This window comes from Alphaproteobacteria bacterium, from assembly GCA_015231795.1.
GTDB lineage: Bacteria > Pseudomonadota > Alphaproteobacteria > Rhodospirillales > WMHbin7 > WMHbin7.
Genome location: JADGAX010000005.1, coordinates 40,583 through 62,027 on the forward strand (window position 1 = coordinate 40,583; position 21,445 = coordinate 62,027).

The following is a 21,445-nucleotide window of genomic DNA, read 5'->3' on the forward strand; positions in this document are numbered from 1 at the left end:
AGGCGAGGTGCCGCCTTGAAATCCTCCGCGCCGCCCTCTCAGAATTTCAAAAATATCTTCGCCGTGCCGTCCGGCATCGGCAACACTTGCCAATTCATGCGCCCGGTGTCGAACGAACACAGGATGGGCGAGCGGTCAAGAATCTCGCCCGACTTGGCATGCCAGGATTTGGCCAGAATAAAAGTGGGATAGGGATAGGTTTCGTGGGTGATGCCGATAAAGGCGCATCCTGATTCCAAAACGAAGTTGTTGACTGCCTCAACCACGCCAAAACCCGCTTGCATGGCTGCAAAGTGATTGGCGTAGTCGTGGCCCATCAGCACGCCGTCAGGCTTCAGCTTGGGCCACCAAGCATTGATATCTTCAGTCACGGCCTCGAAGGAGTGGTTGGCGTCAATATAGATATAATCGAGCGAGACGTCGGCGACCAATGCCGCTGCGTCCAGTGAGGACATCCTGAGAATCTCGACATTACGTCCTTCAAATTTCTTGCAGACGGCTTCGAAGCGGGCCTCTTGCCGGGCGGCATCCACATTGTTGATGTCGTATGCGTAGTCGTCGCCCTCCTGGCAAATCCAAGGGTCGACCAACAGCAAGTTTTCCGGCTGGCAGCGGTTCAAGGTTTCCTGGGAGAACACGCCCTCGGCGACGCCGACTTCGGCGAAGCGCTTGCCCTTGTCCAACAGACCAAGCAGCGTTTCCCTGGAGATGTCGAGAAGGTAGGTCCTGGCTTCAGCCTGCATTCCCGATCATCTCCATAAAGCGCTAAATCAAACTGGTTTCCACCTCAACACCGGACTGCGCGCCGCCCTAGTTTCATCCAAGCGACGGCGCGGGGTTAAGCGCGGAGCGGCCTTGAAATCTTCCGCCGCATTGCCCGCCTTGGCCTTCTTCGCCAGCGACAGCAGCGTTTCGACATAGATATCCAGCGTCTGTTTGCTCTCGGACTCGGTGGGTTCCATCAGCAACGCGCCATGCACGACCAGCGGGAAATACATGGTCATGGGATGGAAGCCCTCGTCGATCATCGCCTTGGCGAAATCAAGCGTGGTGACACCCGTATCCTTCAAGAAGCGGTCGTCGAACAGCGCTTCATGCATGCAAGGCCCGGGGAAGGAAGGTGTGAGTTCAGCGCTCAACCTTGCCAGCAGATAATTGGCGTTGAGTACGGCATCCGACGAGGCCTGCCACAACCCATTGCCGCCCATCGACAGGATATAGGCGAGTGCCCTAATCATCACGCCGAACTGGCCGTGGAAGCCCTTCATGCGCCCGAAACTTTTTTCGGCCTCGCCCAGGCAATGTTCCACCAGTTCCAGCCCGTTCTTGCCCTTGCGCACGAACGGCACCGGCGCATAGGCGACCAAACGTTCGCTCAACACCACCGGGCCAGCGCCCGGCCCGCCGCCGCCATGCGGGGTGGAAAAGGTTTTGTGCAGATTGATGTGCATGCAGTCGATGCCCAGATCGGCCACCTTCACGCGCCCAACGATGGCGTTGAAATTGGCGCCATCGCAGTAGAAATAAGCGCCCGCCGCCTTCACGGCTGCAGCGATTTCCAAAATCTCGCTTTCGAACAGGCCGCAAGTGTTGGGGTTGGTCAGCATCAACGCCGCCACTTTGTTGTCCAGCTTGGCCTTCAGCGCCGCCACATCCACGCGGCCCTTTTCGTTGGCGGGAATCGACACCACCTGATAGCCGCACAGAGCCGCCGTGGCCGGATTGGTGCCATGCGCCGATTCCGGCACCAGCACGATCTGGCGGGCATCGCCCTTGTCTTCCAGCGCGGCCCTGATCGCCATCAAGCCGCACAATTCACCATGTGCGCCTGCGGCAGGGCTCATCGCCACCGCGCTCATGCCGGTCAAATCCATCAGCCATTGGCCCAACAGCGAAACCGCTTCCAAAGCGCCTTGCACAGTGGTTTCGGGCTGCAAAGGATGGATGTTGGCGAAACCGTTCAAGCGCGCCGCCTTCTCGCTCAGGCGCGGATTGTGCTTCATGGTGCAAGACCCCAGCGGATAAAAGCCGGTGTCGATGCCGAAATTCTTCTGCGACAGGCGCGTGTAATGGCGCACGCATTCGGGTTCGGCCAATCCCGGCAAGCCGATATTGCCCTTGCGGGCCAAGCCGCCCAAACGATCGGTCACGGCGGGAAGGTCGGGCAGATCGACCGCGGAGCGTTGCGGCTCGCCCTGTTCGAAGATCAAGGGTTCTTCGATCACAAGGCCGCGATTGCCGGTATAGCTTTCCAGGCTCATGACAACACCTCCGACAGGCCTGAAATCAAGGCGTCCATGTCCTCGTCGGCTACGGTTTCGGTAACGGCGATCAGCATCAGATTTTCCATCTCGGGCCAAGTTGGATAAAAGCGGCTGACCGGCACGCCCGCCAGAATGCGCTTGGCCGCCAGCTCCTCCACCACTTGGGCGGCGGGCTTCGAAAGCTGAACCGCGAATTCGTTGAAGAAGGTTTTGCTCAACAGCTTAACGCCCTTGACGTTGGCGAGGCGCTCGGCCAATTGCACGGCCCTGGCATGGTTCAGTTGCGCCAGCTTGGTGAAACCGGCCTCGCCCAAAAAGGTCATGTGCATCGAGAAGGCCAGCGCGCACAGGCCGGAATTGGTGCAGATGTTGCTGGTCGCCTTCTCGCGCCGGATATGCTGCTCGCGGGTGGAAAGTGTGAGCACCCAGCCGCGCTTGCCGTCGGCATCCACCGTTTCGCCGATCAATCGGCCCGGCATCTGGCGGACGTATTTTTCCTTCACCGCCATCAGGCCCAGACCGGGACCGCCGAAATTAAGCCCCACGCCAAGCGACGCGCCGTCGCCGATCACGATGTCGGCCCCCATCTCGCCGGGCGACATGACAGCACCCAGCGCCACCGGCTCGGTCACCGCCACCACCAGCAGCGCCCCTTCGGCCTGACAGGTTTTCGCCAGCGCCGAAAAATCGCTTAATTGTCCGAAGAAGCCCGGCAATTGCACAATCACGCAGGCGGTTTGGGAATCGACGCGGCCCATCAGATCTTCCAGCCCAAAGGGATCGGGGGCCAGCGCCTCGACCTCGAGATGGGTGAACTTGGCCTGGGTCGCCGTCACTTCGCGGTAATGCGGATGCACATTGCCCGAGATCAGCACCTTGGCCCGCTTGGTCACGCGGGCCGCCATCAAGGCCGCCTCGGCGCAGGCGGTGGCACCGTCATACAACGAGGCGTTGGCCACTTCCATGCCGGTGATCAGCGCCACCTGGGTCTGGAATTCGAACAGATATTGCAGCGTTCCCTGGCTGACTTCGGGCTGATAGGGCGTGTAGGCGGTGAGAAACTCGCCCCTGGTCAGCAACTGATCGATGGCCGCCGGAATATGATGGCGATAAGCCCCCGCCCCCAGGAAACAAGGCACGTCCGAAGCCGCCATGTTCTTGGCCGCCATGGCGCTTAGTTTGCGCTCGACCTCCAATTCGCTTAAGCCCTTGGGCAAAGGCAAAGCGCCCGATTGGCGGGCCGTTGCCGGAACGTCGCAAAACAGGTCGTCGACGCTTTTGGCGCCAACGGCCTTCAGCATGTCGGCCCGGTCGGCATCGGTGAGCGGCAGGAAACGCATTTTGAGAAACCCTTCAGTGATCGAGCGTCTTCAGATAGGCGTCGTAAGCTGCTTTATCCATCAGGCCCGACAATTCGCCGGGAGCAGACAGGGTCATCTTGTAGAACCAACCGTCGCCTTCGGGCGATTCGTTGACATGGCCGGGCTGATCGACGATCGCCTGATTGATGGCGGTCACCGTACCGCTGGCTGGCGAATAAACTTCGCTGGCGGCTTTCACCGATTCCACCACGGCGGCCTGCCCGGCCTTGGCGACGGCCTTGCCGATTTCCGGCAGTTCGACGAAAACGATGTCGCCCAACTGATGGGCGGCGAAATCGGTAATGCCGACGGTGGCGACGCCTTCGTCAAAGCTGATCCATTCATGTTCGTTGGTGAAGCGCAAAACGGTCATGGAAGTCCCCTTCTAACCTTTGAAATAACGATGCGGGAAAAACGGCAGCGCCACGACATGGGCCGACATGGGCTTGTCGCGCACGATCAGTTGAACCGGCGTTCCGGGCGCGGCATGGGCGCTATCGACATAGCCCATGGCGACAGGGCCGTCGACCGAAGGGCCAAAACCGCCCGAAGTGATTTCGCCGATGGGCTTGCCGCTCATGTCTTGAATTTCCGTATGCGCCCTGGCCGGCGCCTTGCCGTCTGGCTTGATGCCGACCCGCTTCCTTGCCGCGCCATTCTTCAAATGCGCCAGGATCACGCCATCGCCCGCAAAGCCGCCTTCTTCGCGCCTGCGCTTGCCGATGCTCCAGACCAAGCCCGCCTCGACGGGGCTGGTCGTCTGGTCGATGTCGGAACCGTACAGACACAGCCCGGCTTCCAGGCGCAGCGAATCCCTAGCGCCCAAACCGATGGGGGCGACGCCCGGCTGGGCCAGCAGCTTTCTGGCGATCTCTTCGCACTTGTCGGCGGGCATGGCGATTTCGTAACCGTCCTCGCCGGTATAGCCCGAACGGGTGACCAGACAGGGCACACCCCCGACAGCCATCTCGCCGCCCGACATGAAGACCAATTTGACGGCCTCGGGCGACAGCGGCGCCAAAGCCTGGGCGGCGCCGGGTCCTTGCAAGGCCAGCAGCGCCCAGTCGGCATGGGCGACCACCTTGATGCCCTTGGGTTCCAGATGCAGCGCCAGATGCGCGATGTCTTGATGTTTGCAAGCGGCGTTGACCACCAGCGACAAGCGGTCAGGCAGGCGCAGCACCATCAGATCGTCTTCGATGCCGCCCCTGGCGTTGGTGAATTGGCTATAGCGCTGGCGGCCCTCGCCCAGTCCGCAGATATCGGCGGGAACCAAACTTTCCAGCGCTTTGTCAGCCCCATCGCCGATCAGCGACACCACGCCCATATGCGACACGTCGAACAAACCGGCATGGGCGCGGGTATGCAGATGCTCCTTCAGCACGCCCATCGGATAATTGACCGGCATGGCGTACCCGGCAAAGGGCACCAACTTGCCGCCCAATTCCTGGTGCAGATGGTAGAGCGGCGTCGTTTTAAGATCGTCTGGCAAGCTCACGGACGGAATCCTTTCGGGGCAGCGGCAGAGTCCACTTTGCGCCCCCCTCTGTCCGTGCGACCTGAAAGATTCACCGATGCAGGCACCGGCTTACTTCTTCGGTGAGGCGCCGCATTGAAAAAGAACGGCGGCCTGCTTTCCAGATGTCCTCTTCTCCCGGTCCTTTTGCCTGAGAGTTTCCAGGGGCGGTTGCTCCTTCGGCGCTGGGGTCAGCCAGTCTCTCCCGGGGGAAGTCGATTTGGACGGCGTCATCCTAGTTGGGCCGCGTCCCCAGTCAAGCCGCCTAAGTCAAGCCAACGAATTCAATGAGTTGTCGTTCTGTCCCTTGACGTATGGGTAACATCTTTCTAGACTCGGCTGGATTTTTGCGCTGGCCGTTCCTATCTTAACGGCACCTCATCCAAACCCAAGCCAAGGATTAGTCCTCATGAAGCAGGTTACTGACGCCGATTTCGAAGCCGAGGTGTTGAAGGCCCCTGGTCCCGTTCTGGTCGATTTCTGGGCCGAATGGTGCGGGCCTTGCCGCCAGATCGCGCCGGCGCTGGAAGAACTGTCGAAGGACTATGCCGCCAAGATCAGCGTCGCCAAGGTCAATATCGACGAGAACCCGGCCACGCCCTCGAAGTACGGCGTGCGCGGCATTCCCACGCTGATGATCTTCAAGAACGGCCAGGTGGCGGCGACCAAGATCGGCGCCCTGCCCAAGAGCAAGCTGTATGAATGGGTCGATTCGGCCCTGTAAGACCAAGATGCGTTGACGTGCAAAGGCCGCGCCGAAGGGTGCGGCCTTTTTGCTGCCGGAAAGGGATAAGATGATTTTCAACGCCGCCGAAAATGATCTCCAGGGCATGACCGACCTGTTGTTGTCGCTGTTCGACCAGGAAGCCGATTTCTCGCCCGACCGGTCGAAGCAAGAACGCGGCCTGTCTCTGATCTTGTCCAACCCGCAAGTTGGACAATTGTTCGTGGCTCGCGACGAGACGGGAGCGGTAACCGGCATGGTCAGTCTGCTGTTTACCGTTAGCACGGCCATGGGTCAGCCGGTCTGCTGGCTGGAGGATATGGTGGTCCGCGCCGACCAGCGCGGGCAGGGCCTGGGATCCAGGCTGCTGGCGCATGCCGTCAGCTATGCCCGCGCGCAAGGTTTTGGCCGCATCACGCTGCTGACCGACCGCCTGAACGTCGAGGCGCAGCGTTTCTACGCCCGCCACGGTTTTAATCTGTCTGAAATGACCCCTATGAGATTGATCACTTAAAGAAATTTTTGAAAGTAATTTCTTGAATAATTTAAGAGAGTTATTCGCATCTGCGAAATATAAGATTATCGTACTATTCGCGTGATTTTGCCTGTAGCCTTTCTTCAAAAGAAGGAGAGGCAACATGGCTCTTGATGGGGACGCAGGATCGAACGCCGTCATTGGACAGGCGATTGGCGGCATTTGGACGCAACTGGCCGCCGTCGCCCTTGATATCGACAGCATCGCAAAACATTTCGCGGATCAGGCCAAGCAAGTCGACATGCTGAATTCCGTCGCGGGCGGATTGGCCGACACCAACGCCAAACTGGGCGAGACGGCAGGCTTGGCCCAACAGGTCTCGGAATCGGTTTCCGACATCACGCAGGAATCGCAAAACTCGCTGACTTTGGCCAGAAGCTCGATCCAGACCCTGGTCGATGGCGTGAAGCGCACGGAAAGCCACATGAACGCGCTTACCGAATCGCTCACCAGGGTCGAAGGCGTGTCCGAACGCATCGAAACCATCGCCCGCCAAACCCGCATGCTGGCCCTGAACGCCACCATCGAAGCCGCCAGGGCGGGCGAGATGGGCAAGGGCTTCGCCGTGGTGGCCAGCGAGGTCAAGGCCCTGGCCGCCCAAACCAGCGACGCCACCCAGTTGATCGCCAACACCGTGCGCGAGTTGAACGATCTAAGCGGCAAAGTGACCCAGGAGAACGCCACCAGCCTGACCTGCGCCGACAAGGTGATGTCGTCCACCGACGATCTGTCGGGCTTCGTCGACGACACGCAAACCCTGTTCGGTCTGCTGCACGAACATATCGAAGAAATCGTGCATGCGGGCCAGTCGGGGGAATCCGACCGCTTGCGCATGACCGAAACCATCGCCGCCATCAATGTCGACATCCGCGAGGAAAGCGAACGTCTGCATGACGCCAACGGGCGCCTCGACAAGCTGATGGCCGAATCGGAAACCTTGATCGAAGTGTCGATGAGCGTCGGCATCGATCTGCCGGACTCGCCCTTCATCCGCATGGTGCAAGACGCCGCGGCCAAAATCGGTTCCCTGTTCGAAGACGCCATCGATAAGGGACGGATTGGCCAAGACGCCCTGTTCGACGAGAATTATCGTCCCATCGGCGGCACCGATCCCCAGCAACTGATGGCGCGCTTCACCGAATTCACCGATCAGGCGCTGCCGGAAATCCAAGAACCCCTGCTGGCCGCCAGCGACCGCATCATTTTTTGCGCCGCCGTGGATCGCAACGGCTATCTGCCCACCCACAACAAGAAATATTCCCAGGCCCAGAAGCCGGGCGACAGCGCTTGGAACACCGCCAACTGCCGCAACCGGCGCCTGTTCAACGATCCCGCCGGACTGGCCGCCGCCAAAAACCAGAAGTCCTTTCTGCTGAAAACCTACAAGCGCGACATGGGCGGCGGCAATATGGCGATGATGAAGGATTGCTCGGCCCCCATCATGGTCAAGGGGCGGCACTGGGGCGGCTTTCGCATGGGTTATGTGTAGGATATAATCGGCCCTCAAGCGCCGGGCGCGCGCTGTGCGCGCTAGGCTTCCGCTCGCCGGGAGGCTCGCGCGCGTGCCTTGCACGCGAGGCGTGGTGTGCTTAAAACTGTTTGCGTGCCCGCTATGACCGCCCCTTTCCTGCCCATGACCAAGGCCGAGATGGATCATCTCGGCTGGGAGACCGCCGACATCATCCTGGTGACCGGCGACGCCTATGTCGATCATCCCAGTTTCGGATGCGCCCTGATCGGCCGTTTGCTGGAGGCCGAGGGATTCAAGGTCGGCGTCATCGCGCAACCCGATTGGAACAGTGCCGAGGATTTCAAGAAACTGGGCAGGCCCAACCTGTTTTTCGGCGTGACGGCGGGCAACATGGATTCCATGGTCAACCGCTACACGTCGGAAAAGCGCATCCGTTCGGACGACGCCTATACGCCGGACGGCAAGGCGGGCATGCGCCCCGACCGCGCCGCCAATGTCTACGCCCAGCGTTGCCGCGAAGCCTTCAGGGACGTTCCCATCGTGCTGGGCGGCATCGAAGCATCGCTCAGGCGTCTGGCTCATTTCGATTACTGGTCCGAGAAGGTGCGCCGCTCGATCTTGTTGGACGCCAAGGCCGACCTGCTGGTCTACGGCAATGCCGAGCGCGCCATCGTCGAGATCGCCAGACGCGCCCAGGCGGGCGAACAGCCCGCGCAGATGCATGACATCCGCGGCACGGTCTATGTCTCCAATCTTGATAAGATCGACGACTGCGTCCGCCTGCCCTCGTATGAAGAGGTGGTCGCCGCTCCAAAAAGCTACGCCCTGGCCTCAAGGCTGATGCATCAGGAGAGCAACCCCCACAATGCCAAAACGCTGATTCAGCCGCATGGCGACAGGCTGGTGGTGGTCAATCCGCCGCCATGGCCCTTGTCCACGCCCGAACTGGACCGCATCTACGAATTGCCCTACGCCAGGGCGGCTCATCCCAGCTATGGGAATGCGCGCATTCCGGCCTGGGAGATGATCCGCTTTTCCATCAACATTCTGCGCGGCTGTTTTGGCGGCTGCAGCTTCTGCTCGATCACCGAACATGAAGGACGCATCGTGCAAAGCCGTTCCGAAGGCTCGGTGCTGCGCGAGATCGAACAGATGCAAGCCCGCATGAAGGGCTTTACCGGCGTCATCTCGGACCTGGGCGGTCCCACCGCCAACATGTACCGCCTGGGCTGCAAGGAAGAGCGCATCCAGGCCATCTGCAAGCGCCTGTCTTGCGTTCATCCCACCATCTGCAAGAACCTGATCACCGATCACGGCCCGTTATTAAGCCTATACCGCCAAGCCCGCAATCGTCCCGGCATCAAGAAAGTGCTGATCGCTTCCGGCCTGCGCTACGACCTGGCGCTTGCAAGTCCCGACTATATCGACGAGTTGGCGGCGCACCATGTCGGCGGCTATCTGAAGGTGGCCCCAGAACATACCGAAGCGGGGCCGCTGGCCCATATGATGAAACCGGGCGTTTCAGTTTACGAGAAATTCCAGGCCCGCTTCCTAAGCGCCGCCCGCAAGGCGGGCAAGCAGCTTTACCTGATCCCCTATTTCATCGCCGCCCATCCCGGCACCACCGATCAGGACATGCTGAAACTGGCCCTGTGGTTGAAGCGCCATGGGTTGAAGCTGGATCAGGTGCAAACCTTCCTGCCCTCGCCCATGTCGCTGGCCACCGCCATGTATCATACCGGCCTCAACCCGCTGACGCCCGATCTCAAGCCCGTTTACGTTCCCAAGGGCGGACGCCAGCGGCGCATTCACAAGGCCTTTTTGCGCTGGCACGACCCCGAGAACGCCCATTTGCTGAAGGAAGCCCTGATCAATATGGGCCGCAAGGAATTGATTGGAAACGGGCTTCATCAATTGGGCGGGCTTGGGACCGCCGCATTGCCAAAGCAACGTCTAACGGACTGTAAAAGAAAGTGAAACTTGTTTGCTGGGCCGCGATTCGTCCTTCTTGTCTTGGCGGTTTGGATTTATATTAAGCCGCAAACAACGATGACGCCCCCGGAATGGAGAAGCCTTAATGTCGATCCGCAATATTCTGGTTCACTTGAATCGCGGCCCGCGCTCGGCGGACCGGCTGGCCTTCGCCATTGAATTGGCAAAAAAGCATCAGGCGCGCTTGGTCGGGGCCTTCGCCCAGAAAACCGCCGCCCATCACATCGGCATGGTCCTGGTTTGGCCGCCCGAGGAATATGTCGCCGCCGCCAACGACAGCAAGGCGGAGTTCGAAACTGCCGTCAAGGATTTGGAAAAGTCCGAGTGGATCGACATCAACCGCGGCAGCGACGCCGAGATCATCCGCCATTTCACCGAGGTCGGCAGGCATTTCGATCTGGTCGTGCTGGGCCAGCCTGAAGAGAAAGACAGCCTCACGCCCGACGACTTGGCCGAGCAGACCATCTTGTCCTCGGGCCGTCCGGTTTTGTTCATTCCCGCCTACGGCCATTTCACGCCCAAATTCGAAAAGCCCATGATCGCCTGGAACGATTCGGCCGCCGCCGCCCGGGCGCTCAACGATTCCCTGCCTCTGATTCGGGGCGCCAAGGAAAGCATCGCCGTCACGATCACCGATTCGCATGAAGCCGTTCAGCACTCCACCGCCATGCTGAAGACGCATCTTGAAAGTCACGGCATCGCGGCGCAGCCGGAAATCCTGGTCGCCATCGACATCGGCACCATGGACATGCTGCTGAACCGGGCCACCGACCGGGGTGCCGACATGATGGTGATCGGCGCCTTCGGCGGCTATGCTCGCTGGTTCGCCAGCAAGGGAGCGGGCACGAAATATCTGCTGAAGCACATGACGCTTCCCCTGCTGATGTCGCACTGATCGCCCCATGATCGAAAGCGCGCTGGCCCAGGCCGATATCGACCATGAGATCAGCCGCTTTCACAGCCTTTACGCCCAGCGTCCCCTGCGCAGGAATCTGGGCGGCATGCGTTATAATCATTCCTTCGCCCTGTGGTTCATCCTTGATCGGTTGCAGCCCAGCCTGATCGTCGAATCGGGCGTCTTTCAGGGCCATTCCACTTGGCTGATCGAACAGACTTGTCCGGGGGCGCAGCTGTTCTGCCTGGACGTCGATTTCAGCCGCCTGCTCTACAAGTCGGAACGCGCCGCCTATATCCAGAAGGACTTCGCCCAATGCTCGTGGCGGGATCTGCCCAAGCAAGACGCGCTGTGCTTCTTCGACGACCACCAGAACGCTTATCAGCGCTTGAAGGACCTGCGCTGGGCGGGCTTCAAGCGCGCCGTCTTCGACGACAATCATCCCTGCGGCGAGGGCGACTGCTATTCGCTGAAACATATGCTGGCGGGATTCGGCCATCCGCGCATGCAGATGAGCGAGAAATTCCAGGGCAACGAGGACGAGCGCCAGCGGCGCGCCATGTTCGAAGACATTGTTAAGGTGGCGGGACCGCGCCAGCAGCTTTTAGTGCCGCCCAACGAGGAAGACCGGGACCTGTTCTGGCAAAACTGCCGCAGCTATGTCGAATTTCCCCCGGTGGCGCTGGCCCCGCGTTCCGCCACCTGGGACAAGGAGTATCAAGGCGCTTATGAAACCAAGCCGCCCTTGATCGCCCCCCAGTCCCTGCCCCCGGCCATCAAGGACATGCTGGCAAGCGATGCGTCGGAATTCGACTATAGCTTTATGGCTTATGTCGAATTGACGTGATATCGGGCTTCTTACGCTAACCCATTGATATAATGGTGCCGAAGGTCAGGATTGAACTGACGACCTACTGATTACGAATCAGTTGCTCTACCACTGAGCTACTTCGGCTTTGGAAAATGGTGGGCGCGACAGGGATTGAACCTGTGACCCCTCCCGTGTGAAGGGAGTGCTCTCCCGCTGAGCTACGCGCCCGAAAGTCCATATTTTCCATGCCCCGTAGCGGGTGCTGCGGGGCGGGCGCTCATATAAGGGCGGGCCGAAAGCCCTGTCAAGGCCGATCCTGCCTTTTCCGCCTTTCGATTCAGGGGGTATAAACAGATTGGCCGCGACGCGCGGGGGGAGCGTGCGCATCGCGGCCTCTGTGCCTGGGACGAACGAGAAGCCCCAGGAAACGTGCGGGAGCCGAGGGGCCTAATCCTTCTCCCGCACGTTATTGTTTTGACCCTCAGGCGCCGGGGGTGTTTATTGCCCTCAAGCGCCGGGCGCTCACCTCCGGTGAGCTAGGCTTTCGCGCCACGCCTGCAATGCAGGCCGACATTTTGTCTGTCCGCCAAGCGGACGGGCGCGCGGCCCTTTGGGCCTAGTCGCTGCGCTCCAATCTCTCCCCTTGCCGGGCAAACTCAATTCACGACCTTCCAGGTGCCGTCGGACTGCTGGCAGGCGGTGCCGGTCACGGCTTCCTGCTTGCCATCGACATTGACCGTCGATTTGAATTCGCGGCAAGTGCCGCCGGTCACGGTATCGCGCCCTTCACGGGTTGGCACGACGCTGCCGTAATGGCCGGAATCGGGGTTGTTCCAAGCGATGCTTTGGCCCACCGGCGCGGTATAGGCCTTCTGCTCGGCGGTCTTCATATATGCTTTGTCGGCGTTGTCGAGCGACTTGCCGATCTCGCTGCCCAACAATCCGCCCAGCACCGTGCCGCCGATGATGGCGACCGTGCGGCCCATGCCGCCGCCGATCTGCGAGCCAAGCACGCCGCCGGCAACGCCGCCCAGAATGGCGCCGCCCGCCTGCTTGGGGTTGTTCTGCATTGATTCACAGCCCGCCGTCGCCAGCAGGCTGGTGGTCAGAAGGATCGTCGCGGCGATACGCATGCGGGTCATGGTTCTGTCATCCTTTCGAGAATTCCCACCGACCCTAGGTCGGCAGGAGAAGAGGGGAAATCAAGCTGTCTCCTCGGCTATGATAAAACACGGACAAGGCGGCGAAAATATGGCATAGACAGGGCCGGATCTTGTTTTTTCGTCAGGTCTGGATATGCAGCCCCTCAACGCCCCTTTCGAACGCTTCTCGGCTTGGCTGGCCGAAGCCGAAGCCAGCGAACCCAACGATCCCAACGCCGTCGCCCTGGCCACCTGCTCGCCCGAGGGCAGACCAAGTGTGCGCATGGTGCTTTTGAAGGGCGTCGATGCGCAAGGTTTCGTCTTCTACACCAATCTGGAAAGCCAAAAGGGGCGCCAACTGGCCGCCAACCCGCATGCAGCCCTTTGTTTTCATTGGAAAAGCCTAAAGCGCCAAGTGCGCGTTGAAGGATCCGTGCTGCCAGTTGAAGACCATGAGGCCGATGCCTATTTCTCGTCTCGGGCCAGAGCCAGCCAGATCGGCGCCTGGGCCAGCCAGCAGTCCCGGCCCCTGGAAAGCCGCTTCGCGCTGGAAAAGCGGGTGGCGCAGTTCGCCGCCCAGTACGGATTGGGGGCGGTGCCCCGCCCGCCTTTCTGGTCGGGTTTCAGGATCGTTCCTGAAACCATCGAATTTTGGCAAGACAAGCCCTTTCGCCTGCATGAGCGCGATTTGTATCGCCGCCATGGCGATGGCTGGGACATCGAAACGCTTTACCCATGAACGCCGCCCCGCCCCCGGAAAGCAGACTGATGCGACTGGCCACCTATGCGGCCATGGCTACCGCCTGCATTCTGATCGTTATCAAGATGGCGGCCTGGCTGGCCACCGGTTCGGTGGCGCTGCTTTCCACCCTGATCGACAGCATCCTGGATGCCGGCGCCTCGCTGGTCAATCTGCTGGCGGTGCGCCAAGCCCTGCAACCCGCCGACCGCGACCACCGCTTCGGCCATGGCAAGGCGGAGCCGCTGGCCGGGCTAGCCCAGGCGGCCTTCGTGGCCGGTTCCGGCCTGTTCCTGATCATCGAGGCGGCGGGACGTTTCGCCGATCCGCAGACCGTCGAACGGCCCATGGTCGGCATCATCGTCATGGCGGTCTCGATGGGGTTGACGCTGGGGCTGGTCAGTTTTCAGAAGTTCGTCGTGCGCAAAACCAAGTCGTTGGCCGTCAATGCCGACAGCCTTCACTATACCGGCGACGTGCTGATCAATCTGTCGGTGATCGTTTCCCTGCTGCTGGCCAGTCAGTTCGATATCCCCCTTGCCGATCCGCTGTTCGCCATCGCCATTGCGGCCTATCTGCTTTGGAACGCCTACGGCATCGCCAGAAGCTCGATGGATCACTTGATGGACCGCGAGTTCGACGAAGCCGAGCGCGAAAAGATCAAGCAGATCGCCAGAACCCATCCCGGCGTGCGCAATGTGCATGATCTGCGCACGCGTTCATCCGGCCTGCAAAGTTTCATTCAATTGCATCTGGAAATGGACGGGCGCCTGCCTTTATTCGAGGCGCACGCCATCGCCGACGCCGTGGAAGCCAAGCTGCAAGCCGCCTTCCCCAGCGCCGAAGTGATCATCCATCAAGACCCGGCGGGTATCGCCGAGGCTCATCCGGTGTTCAAGTAAACCAAGCGCCTTACTGAAAGGCACAACCCGGCTTCAGCCCCATCTTCTTCAGCATGGTGGCCAGCGGGCAGAAACCCGTGAAGGCAGCCTGGAACATGTTGGCGCCCACGAAGGCGGTGAACCACAGCCACATCGGGCTGTGCAACTGCGACAGCGCCAAGCTGAGCAGAATCATGGTTCCGGCGAAGGCGAAAACGACACGGTCGATGGACATGGTTGGAAAGCTCCTGCTGGGAATTGCGTATTAGCTGTTGCTAATATAATGATCTTCCCTATATGATGTCAAGCATCCTGCGCCCGAGGGAGTGAGATTATGCGCAAAATCCTGCCAATCGTCTTGTTTTCGGCCTTCGCCCTGCCCGCTCTGGCCGCTGAGTACAAGGTGGAAACGGTCGCCATCGACGACATGAAGGCGGTTTTCGCCACCGTGGAAAGCACCGACGTGATCCCCGCCCGGGCCAGGATCGGCGGCACCATCGGCGGACTGGTCGTCGATGAGGGGGCCATGGTCAAGGCGGGCGAGCGCATCGCCCTGATCGGCGACGCCAAGCTGGGCATCGAAGCCCAGGCGCACGAGGCCAGAATCGCCAGCGCCGCCGCCGAGCGCGACAAGGCCAAGCTGGATATGGATCGCGCCACGAAATTGCTGGCGACCGGGGCCGTGTCGCAAGCCAGGCTCGACCACGACCGCACCCAATACGAAATCGCCCAGCGTCAGGTGTCCGCCCTGCAATCCGAGCGCGCCGTGGTGGTGCAGCGTTCGAACGAGGGCGCGGTGCTGGCTCCGGCCAACGGGCGCGTGCTGAAGGTCAACGTCACCAACGGCAGTGTGGTCATGCCGGGCGAGCCGGTGGCTACCATTGCGCTGGAAAACTATCTGCTGCGCATCTTGTTGCCGGAACGCCATGCCCGCTTCCTGCGCGTAGGCACGCTGGTACGGGTCGCCGAGCGCGGCGACAAGAAGGACGGCGACAGCCTGCGCGAAGGCGAAGTGGTTCACGTCTATCCGCAAATCGACAATGGCCGCGTGGTGGCCGATGTCAAGGTGGATGGCTTAAGCGGCTATTTCGTGGGCGAGCGGGCGCGCGTTTACATTTCCACTGGCGTGCGCGACGGCTTTCTGGTGCCCGCCGATTTCCTGTTCCGCCGCTTTGGCCTGACCTATGCCAAGCTGAAGGACGGACCCGAATTGGTGGTTCAGCCCGGCCAAACGATGCAAGACGGCACGGTCGAGATTTTGTCGGGCCTTAAATCCGGCGACATTCTGGTGACGCCATGACGCAAAAAGAGACCGGCCTGGGCCTGTCGGGCCATCTGGCCCGCGTCTTCATCGAATCGAAGCTCACACCTCTGCTGCTGATGGCCGCCTTGGCCGCCGGTCTGGTGGCGCTGACCTCGCTGGCCCGCGAGGAAGAGCCGCAGATCAGCGTGCCGATGGTCGATATCCTGGTGACGGTGGACGGCTACAAGGCGGGGGACGCCGCCGAACTGGTGACCAAGCCGCTGGAAGACATCGTCAAGGGCACCGACGAGGTCGAGCATGTCTATTCGCAAACCCAAGACGACCGCGTGCTGGTGACGGCCAGATTCAAGGTGGGCACCGACGAGGATGTGGCCACCTTGCGCATCCATGAACAGATCCGCGCCCATATGGCCGAAATTCCCATCGGCATTCCCGAGCCATTGATCATCGGGCGCGGCATCAACGACGTCGCCGTGCTGGTGCTGACGCTGGCCCCCAAAAGCGGGGCCGAGGAGCGCTGGAACGACAACGAGCTTCTTAGCGTGGCCGAGGAATTGCGCCACGAGATGATCAAGGAAGAGGACGTCGGGCTGACCTATGTGGTGGGCGGCAGGAAGGATCAGATCCGCGTCGAACCCGATCCCGAGGCGCTGTCGCGCCTGGGCGTTACGCTCAATCAGCTGGTCGATAAGGTGGCGCACGCCAACCGCTCGTTTCTGGTGGGCCAGGTTCAAGCCGCCAACAAAAGCTATCCCGTCGCCACCGGCCAGACATTGATGGGTGTGCCGGATGTCGGCCAGTTGCTGATCACGGCCAGGGATGGCCGCCCGGTCTATGTGAAAGACGTGGCCAAGGTCGTGGTGGGACCCGAACCGTCCAAACATCGCACTTGGCATCTGGGCAAAGGCGACGACAAGCCCAGGCCCGCCGTCAGCCTGGCCTTGGCCAAGCGCAAAGGCGCTAACGCCGTGAAGGTGGCCGAGAATCTTCTGCTGCGCCTTGAAACGCTGAAAGGCCCGTTGCTGCCGCCCGACATCGAGGTGCACGTCACCCGCAATTACGGCCACACCGCTTCGGAAAAGGCCGATGAACTTCTGCTGCATCTGGGCATCGCCACGGTGTCCATCGTGGTGCTGATCGCCTTCACGCTGGGCATGCGGGCCGGTCTGGTGGTGATGATGGTGGTGCCCACCACCATTCTGCTGACCTTGTTCGCCGCCTGGATCATGGGCTACACCATCAACCGGGTCAGCTTGTTCGCGCTGATTTTTTCCATCGGCATTCTGGTCGACGACGCCATCGTGGTGGTGGAGAACATCGTGCGCCACCGCCATCTGGAACCGGGCAAGAATCCCGTCGCCAGCGCCATTCGCGCCGTGGCGGAAGTAGGCAACCCGACCATCGTGGCGACGCTGACCATCGTGGCCGCCCTGTTGCCCATGATGTTCGTTTCCGGCCTGATGGGACCCTATATGAGTCCCATTCCCGCCAACGCTTCGGCGGCCATGCTGTTCTCGTTCTTCATCGCCGTCACCGTCACCCCCTGGCTGCTGGTGCGCCTAAGCCGCAAGGACAAGCCCGAAGCCGCGGCGGGTCAGCATGATCACGAGGGAAAGCTGGGGGCCTTCTATCGGCGCTGGGCGACCCCGCTGGTCAATGATCGCGGCAAGTCGAAACGCTTTCTTCTGTACACGGCGCTGGCGACGCTGGCCGTTTGCCTGCTGTTCGCCACCAAGACCGTTACTGTGAAGCTGCTGCCCTTCGACAATAAAAGCGAAGTGCAGGTGGTGCTCGATCTTCGCGAAGGATCGACGCTGGAAACCACCGAGCGCGTGCTGGGACTGGCGGCGGCCAAGTTGAAGGACCTGCCAGAACTGGTCTCGATCCAGGCCTATGCCGGAACGGCGTCACCGTTCAACTTCAACGGTCTGGTGCGCCATTCCTATTTGCGCGCTTCGCCCGAACTGGGCGATCTGCAAATCAACCTATTGCCCAAGTCGGAACGGTCCCGGGCCAGCCACGAGATCGCGCTGGAGATCAGAAAGCGCTTAAAGGACATCGAGCTGCCCTCAGGCTCGGTGATGAAGGTGGTGGAAGTGCCGCCGGGTCCACCAGTGCTTGCGACCCTGCTGGCCGAAATCTACGGACCCGACGCCGAAACCAGAAGGCGGGTTGCCGAAAAGGTCTACAGCGCCTTCAAGGCTGTCGATTTCGTGGCCGACGTCGATACCAGCTATGGCAACCCGTCGGAACGCTGGCGCATCTCGATCGACCAGGAGAATCTGGAATATCACGGCGTCGAGGAAGAAGCGCTGTACGACACGCTGCGCGCCCTGCTGGGCGGCGTCAGCGTCGGCTATTCGCAGCGCGGTTTCGGGGCCAATCCGGTCGAGATATCCATCCGCCTGCCTAGGGAACATCTGTCCATCGACGAGCGCTTGCTGGCCACCCCGCTTCCCGCCCGCAACGGCAAGGTCGTCGAATTGGGCGATGTGGTGACGGTGACCAAGGAGCCGGGATCGTATCCGCTGTTTCGTCGCGACGGCCATTTCGCCGAAATGGTGACGGCGGAACTGGCGGGCCGCTATGAAGCCCCCATTTACGGCATGTTCGCCGTCGAAGACGTGCTGGACAGCATCGATTGGGGAGCCGACGGCAAGCCCGAGATCGCCTATCACGGCCAGCCCAAGAACGAGGGCAAGCCCACCTTGCTGTGGGACGGCGAATGGGAAATCACCTATGTCACCTTCCGCGACATGGGAGCCGCCTTCGCCATCGCCATTCTGGGCATTTATCTTTTGGTGGTGGGCCAGTTCGCCTCGTTCCGCCTGCCCCTGGTGATCCTGATCCCGGTGCCGCTGACCTTGATCGGCATCGTGCTGGGCCATGCGTTGTTCGCAGCGCCCTTTACCGCCACCTCGATGATCGGCTTCATAGCGCTGGCGGGCATCATCGTGCGCAACTCGATCCTGCTGGTCGATTTCATCCGCCATCGCCTGGGCGAAGGGGCTGATCTGGAAATCGCGCTGTTGGATGCCGGGGCGACCCGCGTCAAGCCCATCGTCCTGACCGCCGCCGCCGCCATGATCGGCAGCGCCTTCATCCTGGCCGACCCCATCTTTCAGGGCTTGGCGATTTCGATGGTCTTTGGCTTGGCCTCATCGACCCTGCTGACCCTGCTGGCCATCCCGGCGCTGTATATTTGGTGGCATCGGAAAAGCTGATAGCTGGCAGCTAACTACGCCGCTTGGCTGGCGGGATTTTCGATGAGCAGGGCGTAGAGCGCGTCCGACTTGTCAGTGCCGCGCAGCTTTTCGCAAGTCGGCTTGTCGCGCAGCAGGCGCGAGATGCGGGCCAATGCCTTCAAATGTTCGGCACCGGCCTGTTCGGGAGCCAGCAGAAGGAAGATCAGGTCCACCGGCTGCTCGTCGATCGATTCATAGGCGATCGGCTTTTCCAACCTAGCGAACAGCCCAACCAGCTTTTCCAGCTGGGGCAGCTTGCCGTGCGGAATGGCGATGCCGTTGCCCACGCCCGTGGTCCCCAGGCGCTCGCGTTCAAGCAACACGTTGAAGATGACCCGTTCATGCAAGCCGGTCAGTTCGGCCGCCAGATGGGCAAGTTCCTGCAAAGCCTGCTTTTTGCTGGTCGCACGCAGGTTCGCCACAACGCCTTTTGGCTCGAGAATGTCGCTGATCTCCATGAGATCCTAAAGTTAGGATGCACCCCAAAATCCGGCCCGGCCTTAGCCAAGCCCTGCGAAGCGCCGGACCTTATGCCGCCCCGCCCGGTGTGTCAAGGGGTAGGGGAAACCCTGATTTTTTTATCCACAAGCCTCCAGGCATGGGGATCGGGCTTTGCCTGCACCGCAACATTTGGCTAGGATATGCGCCGTAAGTTCGTCACCGTCCGGGGGTTTCATGTCCGAAGGCTTGGGTTTAATGGCTGGGAAGCGCGGCCTGATCATGGGTGTCGCCAACGACCGCTCGATCGCTTGGGGGATCGCGCAAGCGGTGGCCCGCCAGGGCGCCGAGCTGGCGTTCACCTATCAGGGCGAGGCGCTTGAAAAGCGCGTGCGCCCCTTGGCCGAACAATTGGGCGTGCCGGTTCTGTTGCCCTGCGACGTCACGGATTTCGACAGTCTCGACAAAGTGTTCGACGACCTGCAGGAGCGCTGGGGCGGGCTGGATTTCGTCGTCCACGCCATCGCCTATTCCGACAAGGAACAGCTTCGCGGCAAATATCTCGACACCACCTACGAGAATTTCGCCCTGACCATGAACGTCTCGTGCTTTTCATTTACCGCGGTTGCGAAACGAGCGGCGGCCTTGATGAAGAATGGGGGCAGCATGCTCACCTTGTCTTACTACGGCGCCGAGCAGGTGATGCCGCATTACAATGTGATGGGCGTGGCCAAGGCGGCGCTGGAAGCCAGCGTGCGCTATCTGGCCGCCGATCTGGGCAGCGACGCCATCCGCGTCAACGCCATCTCGGCTGGCCCCATCAAGACGCTGGCCGCTTCCGGCATCGGCGATTTCCGTTTCCTGCTGCGCTGGAACGAATTGAACGCGCCATTGAAGCGCAACGTCACCATCGAGGATGTCGGCAATTCGGCGTTGTATCTGCTGTCCGGTCTGGGATCGGGCGTCACCGGCGAAGTGGTGCATGTCGATTCCGGCTATCACACGGTGGGCATGGTGGCGGTCGAATCGGCCGCCGGAACGGCCGAACTTCTGCAGACCTTCAAGAAGGGCTGAGATGTCGGGCAACTCCACCGGCGATTTGTTCCGTCTGACCAGCTTCGGCGAAAGCCACGGCCCGGCCATCGGCGGAGTCGTCGATGGTTGCCCGCCCGGCATTTCGCTAACCGAAGCCGACATCCAGCCCTTTCTCGACGCCAGAAAGCCCGGCGGCTCCAAACATGTGACCCAACGCCAGGAAGCCGACCGCGTGCGCCTGCTGTCGGGCGTTTACGAAGGCAAAACCACCGGCACCCCCATCGCCTTCCTGATCGACAATACCGACCAGCGTTCGAAGGATTACGGCGCCATCGCCGAACAATTTCGCCCTGGCCACGCCGACTATAGCTATTGGCGCAAATACGGCATCCGCGATCCCAGGGGAGGCGGGCGGGCCTCGGCCCGCGAAACGGCGGTGCGGGTGGCGGGCGGCGCCATCGCAAGGCTGGTTCTGAACGCCATCGTTCCCAAGGGCGTGGTCGTGCGCGGCGCTTTGGTGCAGATCGGCGCCCGCTCTATCGAAAGATCGCGCTTCGATTGGAAGGAAGTTTCCAACAACGTCTTCTTCTGCCCCGACGCCAAAACGGTTCCCCTGTGGGACGAAGACCTGGCGAAAATCCGCAAGCAAGGCTCCAGCATCGGCGCTGTGGTGGAGGTCGAGGCGCAAAATGTGCCTGCGGGGTTGGGCATGCCGGTTTATGACAAGCTGGACGCCGACATCGCCAAGGCGATGATGGGCATTAATGCTGTCAAGGGCGTCGAGATCGGCGAGGGCTTCGCCTCGGCCCTTTTGACCGGCGAGGAAAACGCCGACGAGATGCGCATGAAGAAAGGCAAGCCCGTCTTTCTTTCCAATCACGCGGGCGGCATTCTGGGCGGCATTTCGAGCGGCCAGCCGGTTGTGGTGCGCTTGGCCTTGAAGCCGACCAGTTCCATCCTAACTCCTAGGAAGAGCATCGACATCCACGGCAACGAGGTCGATATCGTCACCAAAGGCCGCCACGATCCTTGCGTGGGCATTCGGGCGGTTCCGGTGGCCGAAGCCATGCTGGCCCTGGTGCTGGCCGATCATCTGCTGCGCCAGCGCGGCCAGTGCGGAAAAATCTAGAAG

General features: G+C 61.0%; 20 protein-coding genes, 2 tRNA genes and 1 riboswitch. Of the genes, 12 read left to right on the top strand and 10 right to left on the bottom strand.

Annotated elements, in window-relative coordinates:
* Nucleotides 1-38: 38 nt before the first annotated feature.
* Genes HQL44_11560 through gcvT form a run of 5 tightly spaced genes read right to left on the bottom strand, consistent with a single transcriptional unit; the run spans nucleotide 39 to nucleotide 5,123 of the window.
* Nucleotides 39-743 carry a class I SAM-dependent methyltransferase gene (locus HQL44_11560; protein ID MBF0269218.1) on the bottom strand — a complete coding sequence of 235 codons (705 nt, stop codon included), beginning with the start codon at nucleotides 741-743 and terminating at the stop codon, nucleotides 39-41.
* A 27-nt stretch (nucleotides 744-770) separates the two neighbouring features.
* Nucleotides 771-2,261, bottom strand: a complete 1,491-nt coding sequence (gene gcvPB, locus HQL44_11565) for an aminomethyl-transferring glycine dehydrogenase subunit GcvPB (protein ID MBF0269219.1) — start codon at nucleotides 2,259-2,261, stop codon at nucleotides 771-773.
* Nucleotides 2,258-3,604: an aminomethyl-transferring glycine dehydrogenase subunit GcvPA gene (gene gcvPA, locus HQL44_11570; protein ID MBF0269220.1), complete on the bottom strand. Its 1,347-nt coding sequence runs from the start codon at nucleotides 3,602-3,604 to the stop codon at nucleotides 2,258-2,260. Before gcvPA ends, gcvPB begins: the two co-directional genes overlap by 4 nt.
* Nucleotides 3,605-3,617: 13 nt before the next feature.
* Entirely contained in the window at nucleotides 3,618-3,998 is a 381-nt protein-coding gene (gcvH, locus tag HQL44_11575) for a glycine cleavage system protein GcvH (GenBank protein ID MBF0269221.1), read from the bottom strand.
* 12 nt (nucleotides 3,999-4,010) lie between these two features.
* On the bottom strand, nucleotides 4,011-5,123 hold the full coding sequence (gene gcvT / locus HQL44_11580; GenBank protein ID MBF0269222.1) for a glycine cleavage system aminomethyltransferase GcvT: 1,113 nt from the start codon (nucleotides 5,121-5,123) through the stop codon (nucleotides 4,011-4,013).
* Nucleotides 5,124-5,270: 147 nt separating this feature from the next.
* Nucleotides 5,271-5,359, bottom strand: a riboswitch (glycine riboswitch).
* A gap of 191 nt (nucleotides 5,360-5,550) precedes the next feature.
* Here gcvT and trxA point away from each other — a divergent pair.
* The 6 genes from trxA (at nucleotide 5,551) to HQL44_11610 (ending at nucleotide 11,605) form a co-directional block, all read left to right on the top strand.
* Nucleotides 5,551-5,865, top strand: coding sequence for a thioredoxin TrxA (trxA, locus tag HQL44_11585; protein MBF0269223.1), 315 nt, complete (start codon nucleotides 5,551-5,553; stop codon nucleotides 5,863-5,865).
* Nucleotides 5,866-5,935: 70 nt separating this feature from the next.
* Entirely contained in the window at nucleotides 5,936-6,379 is a 444-nt protein-coding gene (locus tag HQL44_11590; GenBank protein ID MBF0269224.1) for a GNAT family N-acetyltransferase, read from the top strand.
* 124 nt (nucleotides 6,380-6,503) lie between these two features.
* Entirely contained in the window at nucleotides 6,504-7,889 is a 1,386-nt protein-coding gene (locus HQL44_11595; protein MBF0269225.1) for a methyl-accepting chemotaxis protein, read from the top strand.
* A 123-nt stretch (nucleotides 7,890-8,012) separates the two neighbouring features.
* Nucleotides 8,013-9,848, top strand: coding sequence for a YgiQ family radical SAM protein (locus HQL44_11600; protein ID MBF0269226.1), 1,836 nt, complete (start codon nucleotides 8,013-8,015; stop codon nucleotides 9,846-9,848).
* Nucleotides 9,849-9,948: 100 nt separating this feature from the next.
* Nucleotides 9,949-10,758 (top strand): universal stress protein, encoded by an 810-nt coding sequence (locus tag HQL44_11605; GenBank protein MBF0269227.1) that lies wholly within the window; start codon nucleotides 9,949-9,951, stop codon nucleotides 10,756-10,758.
* 7 nt (nucleotides 10,759-10,765) lie between these two features.
* Nucleotides 10,766-11,605, top strand: coding sequence for a hypothetical protein (locus tag HQL44_11610; GenBank protein ID MBF0269228.1), 840 nt, complete (start codon nucleotides 10,766-10,768; stop codon nucleotides 11,603-11,605).
* Between the two features lie 33 nt (nucleotides 11,606-11,638).
* Here the strand turns inward: HQL44_11610 and HQL44_11615 are convergent.
* From HQL44_11615 to HQL44_11625, 3 genes are all read right to left on the bottom strand, one after another.
* Nucleotides 11,639-11,713: transfer RNA gene (locus tag HQL44_11615), tRNA-Thr, on the bottom strand.
* A gap of 9 nt (nucleotides 11,714-11,722) precedes the next feature.
* Nucleotides 11,723-11,797 (bottom strand) — tRNA-Val (locus HQL44_11620).
* Nucleotides 11,798-12,225: 428 nt separating this feature from the next.
* Complete coding sequence (locus HQL44_11625) at nucleotides 12,226-12,711, bottom strand: glycine zipper 2TM domain-containing protein (GenBank protein MBF0269229.1); 486 nt, start codon at nucleotides 12,709-12,711, stop codon at nucleotides 12,226-12,228.
* A gap of 154 nt (nucleotides 12,712-12,865) precedes the next feature.
* On the opposite strand from HQL44_11625, the gene pdxH reads away from it, so the two are divergent.
* A complete protein-coding gene (gene pdxH, locus HQL44_11630; GenBank protein ID MBF0269230.1) occupies nucleotides 12,866-13,450 on the top strand; it encodes a pyridoxamine 5'-phosphate oxidase in 585 nt (194 codons plus the stop codon).
* Complete coding sequence (locus HQL44_11635) at nucleotides 13,447-14,352, top strand: cation diffusion facilitator family transporter (GenBank protein MBF0269231.1); 906 nt, start codon at nucleotides 13,447-13,449, stop codon at nucleotides 14,350-14,352. Before pdxH ends, HQL44_11635 begins: the two co-directional genes overlap by 4 nt.
* A gap of 10 nt (nucleotides 14,353-14,362) precedes the next feature.
* On the opposite strand, the gene HQL44_11640 is transcribed toward HQL44_11635, so the two are convergent.
* Nucleotides 14,363-14,566 carry a DUF2892 domain-containing protein gene (locus tag HQL44_11640; GenBank protein ID MBF0269232.1) on the bottom strand — a complete coding sequence of 68 codons (204 nt, stop codon included), beginning with the start codon at nucleotides 14,564-14,566 and terminating at the stop codon, nucleotides 14,363-14,365.
* Nucleotides 14,567-14,665: 99 nt separating this feature from the next.
* Here HQL44_11640 and HQL44_11645 point away from each other — a divergent pair, with 99 nt between their 5' ends.
* Both HQL44_11645 and HQL44_11650 read left to right on the top strand, forming a co-directional pair.
* Nucleotides 14,666-15,631, top strand: coding sequence for an efflux RND transporter periplasmic adaptor subunit (locus HQL44_11645; protein ID MBF0269233.1), 966 nt, complete (start codon nucleotides 14,666-14,668; stop codon nucleotides 15,629-15,631).
* The gene (locus tag HQL44_11650) at nucleotides 15,628-18,819 is read left to right on the top strand and encodes an efflux RND transporter permease subunit (GenBank protein MBF0269234.1); all 3,192 of its coding nucleotides are present in this window, start codon (nucleotides 15,628-15,630) and stop codon (nucleotides 18,817-18,819) included. Before HQL44_11645 ends, HQL44_11650 begins: the two co-directional genes overlap by 4 nt.
* Nucleotides 18,820-18,833: 14 nt before the next feature.
* Here the strand turns inward: HQL44_11650 and ptsN are convergent, their stop codons facing one another.
* A complete protein-coding gene (gene ptsN, locus HQL44_11655; protein ID MBF0269235.1) occupies nucleotides 18,834-19,298 on the bottom strand; it encodes a PTS IIA-like nitrogen regulatory protein PtsN in 465 nt (154 codons plus the stop codon).
* A 229-nt stretch (nucleotides 19,299-19,527) separates the two neighbouring features.
* On the opposite strand from ptsN, the gene fabI reads away from it, so the two are divergent.
* Nucleotides 19,528-20,352, top strand: a complete 825-nt coding sequence (fabI, locus tag HQL44_11660) for an enoyl-ACP reductase FabI (GenBank protein ID MBF0269236.1) — start codon at nucleotides 19,528-19,530, stop codon at nucleotides 20,350-20,352.
* Between the two features lies 1 nt (nucleotide 20,353).
* Nucleotides 20,354-21,442, top strand: coding sequence for a chorismate synthase (gene aroC / locus HQL44_11665; GenBank protein MBF0269237.1), 1,089 nt, complete (start codon nucleotides 20,354-20,356; stop codon nucleotides 21,440-21,442).
* Nucleotides 21,443-21,445 lie beyond the last annotated feature (3 nt).

What these genes read in the sequence shown, in the direction of transcription:
- HQL44_11560 (MBF0269218.1), bottom strand. Translation starts at nt 743, where the DNA reads ATGCAGGCTGAAGCCAGGACCTACCTTCTCGACATCTCCAGGGAAACG.
- gcvPB (MBF0269219.1), bottom strand. Translation starts at nt 2,261, where the DNA reads ATGAGCCTGGAAAGCTATACCGGCAATCGCGGCCTTGTGATCGAAGAA.
- gcvPA (MBF0269220.1), bottom strand. Translation starts at nt 3,604, where the DNA reads ATGCGTTTCCTGCCGCTCACCGATGCCGACCGGGCCGACATGCTGAAG.
- gcvH (MBF0269221.1), bottom strand. Translation starts at nt 3,998, where the DNA reads ATGACCGTTTTGCGCTTCACCAACGAACATGAATGGATCAGCTTTGAC.
- trxA (MBF0269223.1), top strand. Translation starts at nt 5,551, where the DNA reads ATGAAGCAGGTTACTGACGCCGATTTCGAAGCCGAGGTGTTGAAGGCC.
- HQL44_11590 (MBF0269224.1), top strand. Translation starts at nt 5,936, where the DNA reads ATGATTTTCAACGCCGCCGAAAATGATCTCCAGGGCATGACCGACCTG.
- HQL44_11595 (MBF0269225.1), top strand. Translation starts at nt 6,504, where the DNA reads ATGGCTCTTGATGGGGACGCAGGATCGAACGCCGTCATTGGACAGGCG.
- HQL44_11600 (MBF0269226.1), top strand. Translation starts at nt 8,013, where the DNA reads ATGACCGCCCCTTTCCTGCCCATGACCAAGGCCGAGATGGATCATCTC.
- HQL44_11605 (MBF0269227.1), top strand. Translation starts at nt 9,949, where the DNA reads ATGTCGATCCGCAATATTCTGGTTCACTTGAATCGCGGCCCGCGCTCG.
- HQL44_11610 (MBF0269228.1), top strand. Translation starts at nt 10,766, where the DNA reads ATGATCGAAAGCGCGCTGGCCCAGGCCGATATCGACCATGAGATCAGC.
- HQL44_11625 (MBF0269229.1), bottom strand. Translation starts at nt 12,711, where the DNA reads ATGACCCGCATGCGTATCGCCGCGACGATCCTTCTGACCACCAGCCTG.
- pdxH (MBF0269230.1), top strand. Translation starts at nt 12,866, where the DNA reads ATGCAGCCCCTCAACGCCCCTTTCGAACGCTTCTCGGCTTGGCTGGCC.
- HQL44_11635 (MBF0269231.1), top strand. Translation starts at nt 13,447, where the DNA reads ATGAACGCCGCCCCGCCCCCGGAAAGCAGACTGATGCGACTGGCCACC.
- HQL44_11640 (MBF0269232.1), bottom strand. Translation starts at nt 14,566, where the DNA reads ATGTCCATCGACCGTGTCGTTTTCGCCTTCGCCGGAACCATGATTCTG.
- HQL44_11645 (MBF0269233.1), top strand. Translation starts at nt 14,666, where the DNA reads ATGCGCAAAATCCTGCCAATCGTCTTGTTTTCGGCCTTCGCCCTGCCC.
- HQL44_11650 (MBF0269234.1), top strand. Translation starts at nt 15,628, where the DNA reads ATGACGCAAAAAGAGACCGGCCTGGGCCTGTCGGGCCATCTGGCCCGC.
- ptsN (MBF0269235.1), bottom strand. Translation starts at nt 19,298, where the DNA reads ATGGAGATCAGCGACATTCTCGAGCCAAAAGGCGTTGTGGCGAACCTG.
- aroC (MBF0269237.1), top strand. Translation starts at nt 20,354, where the DNA reads ATGTCGGGCAACTCCACCGGCGATTTGTTCCGTCTGACCAGCTTCGGC.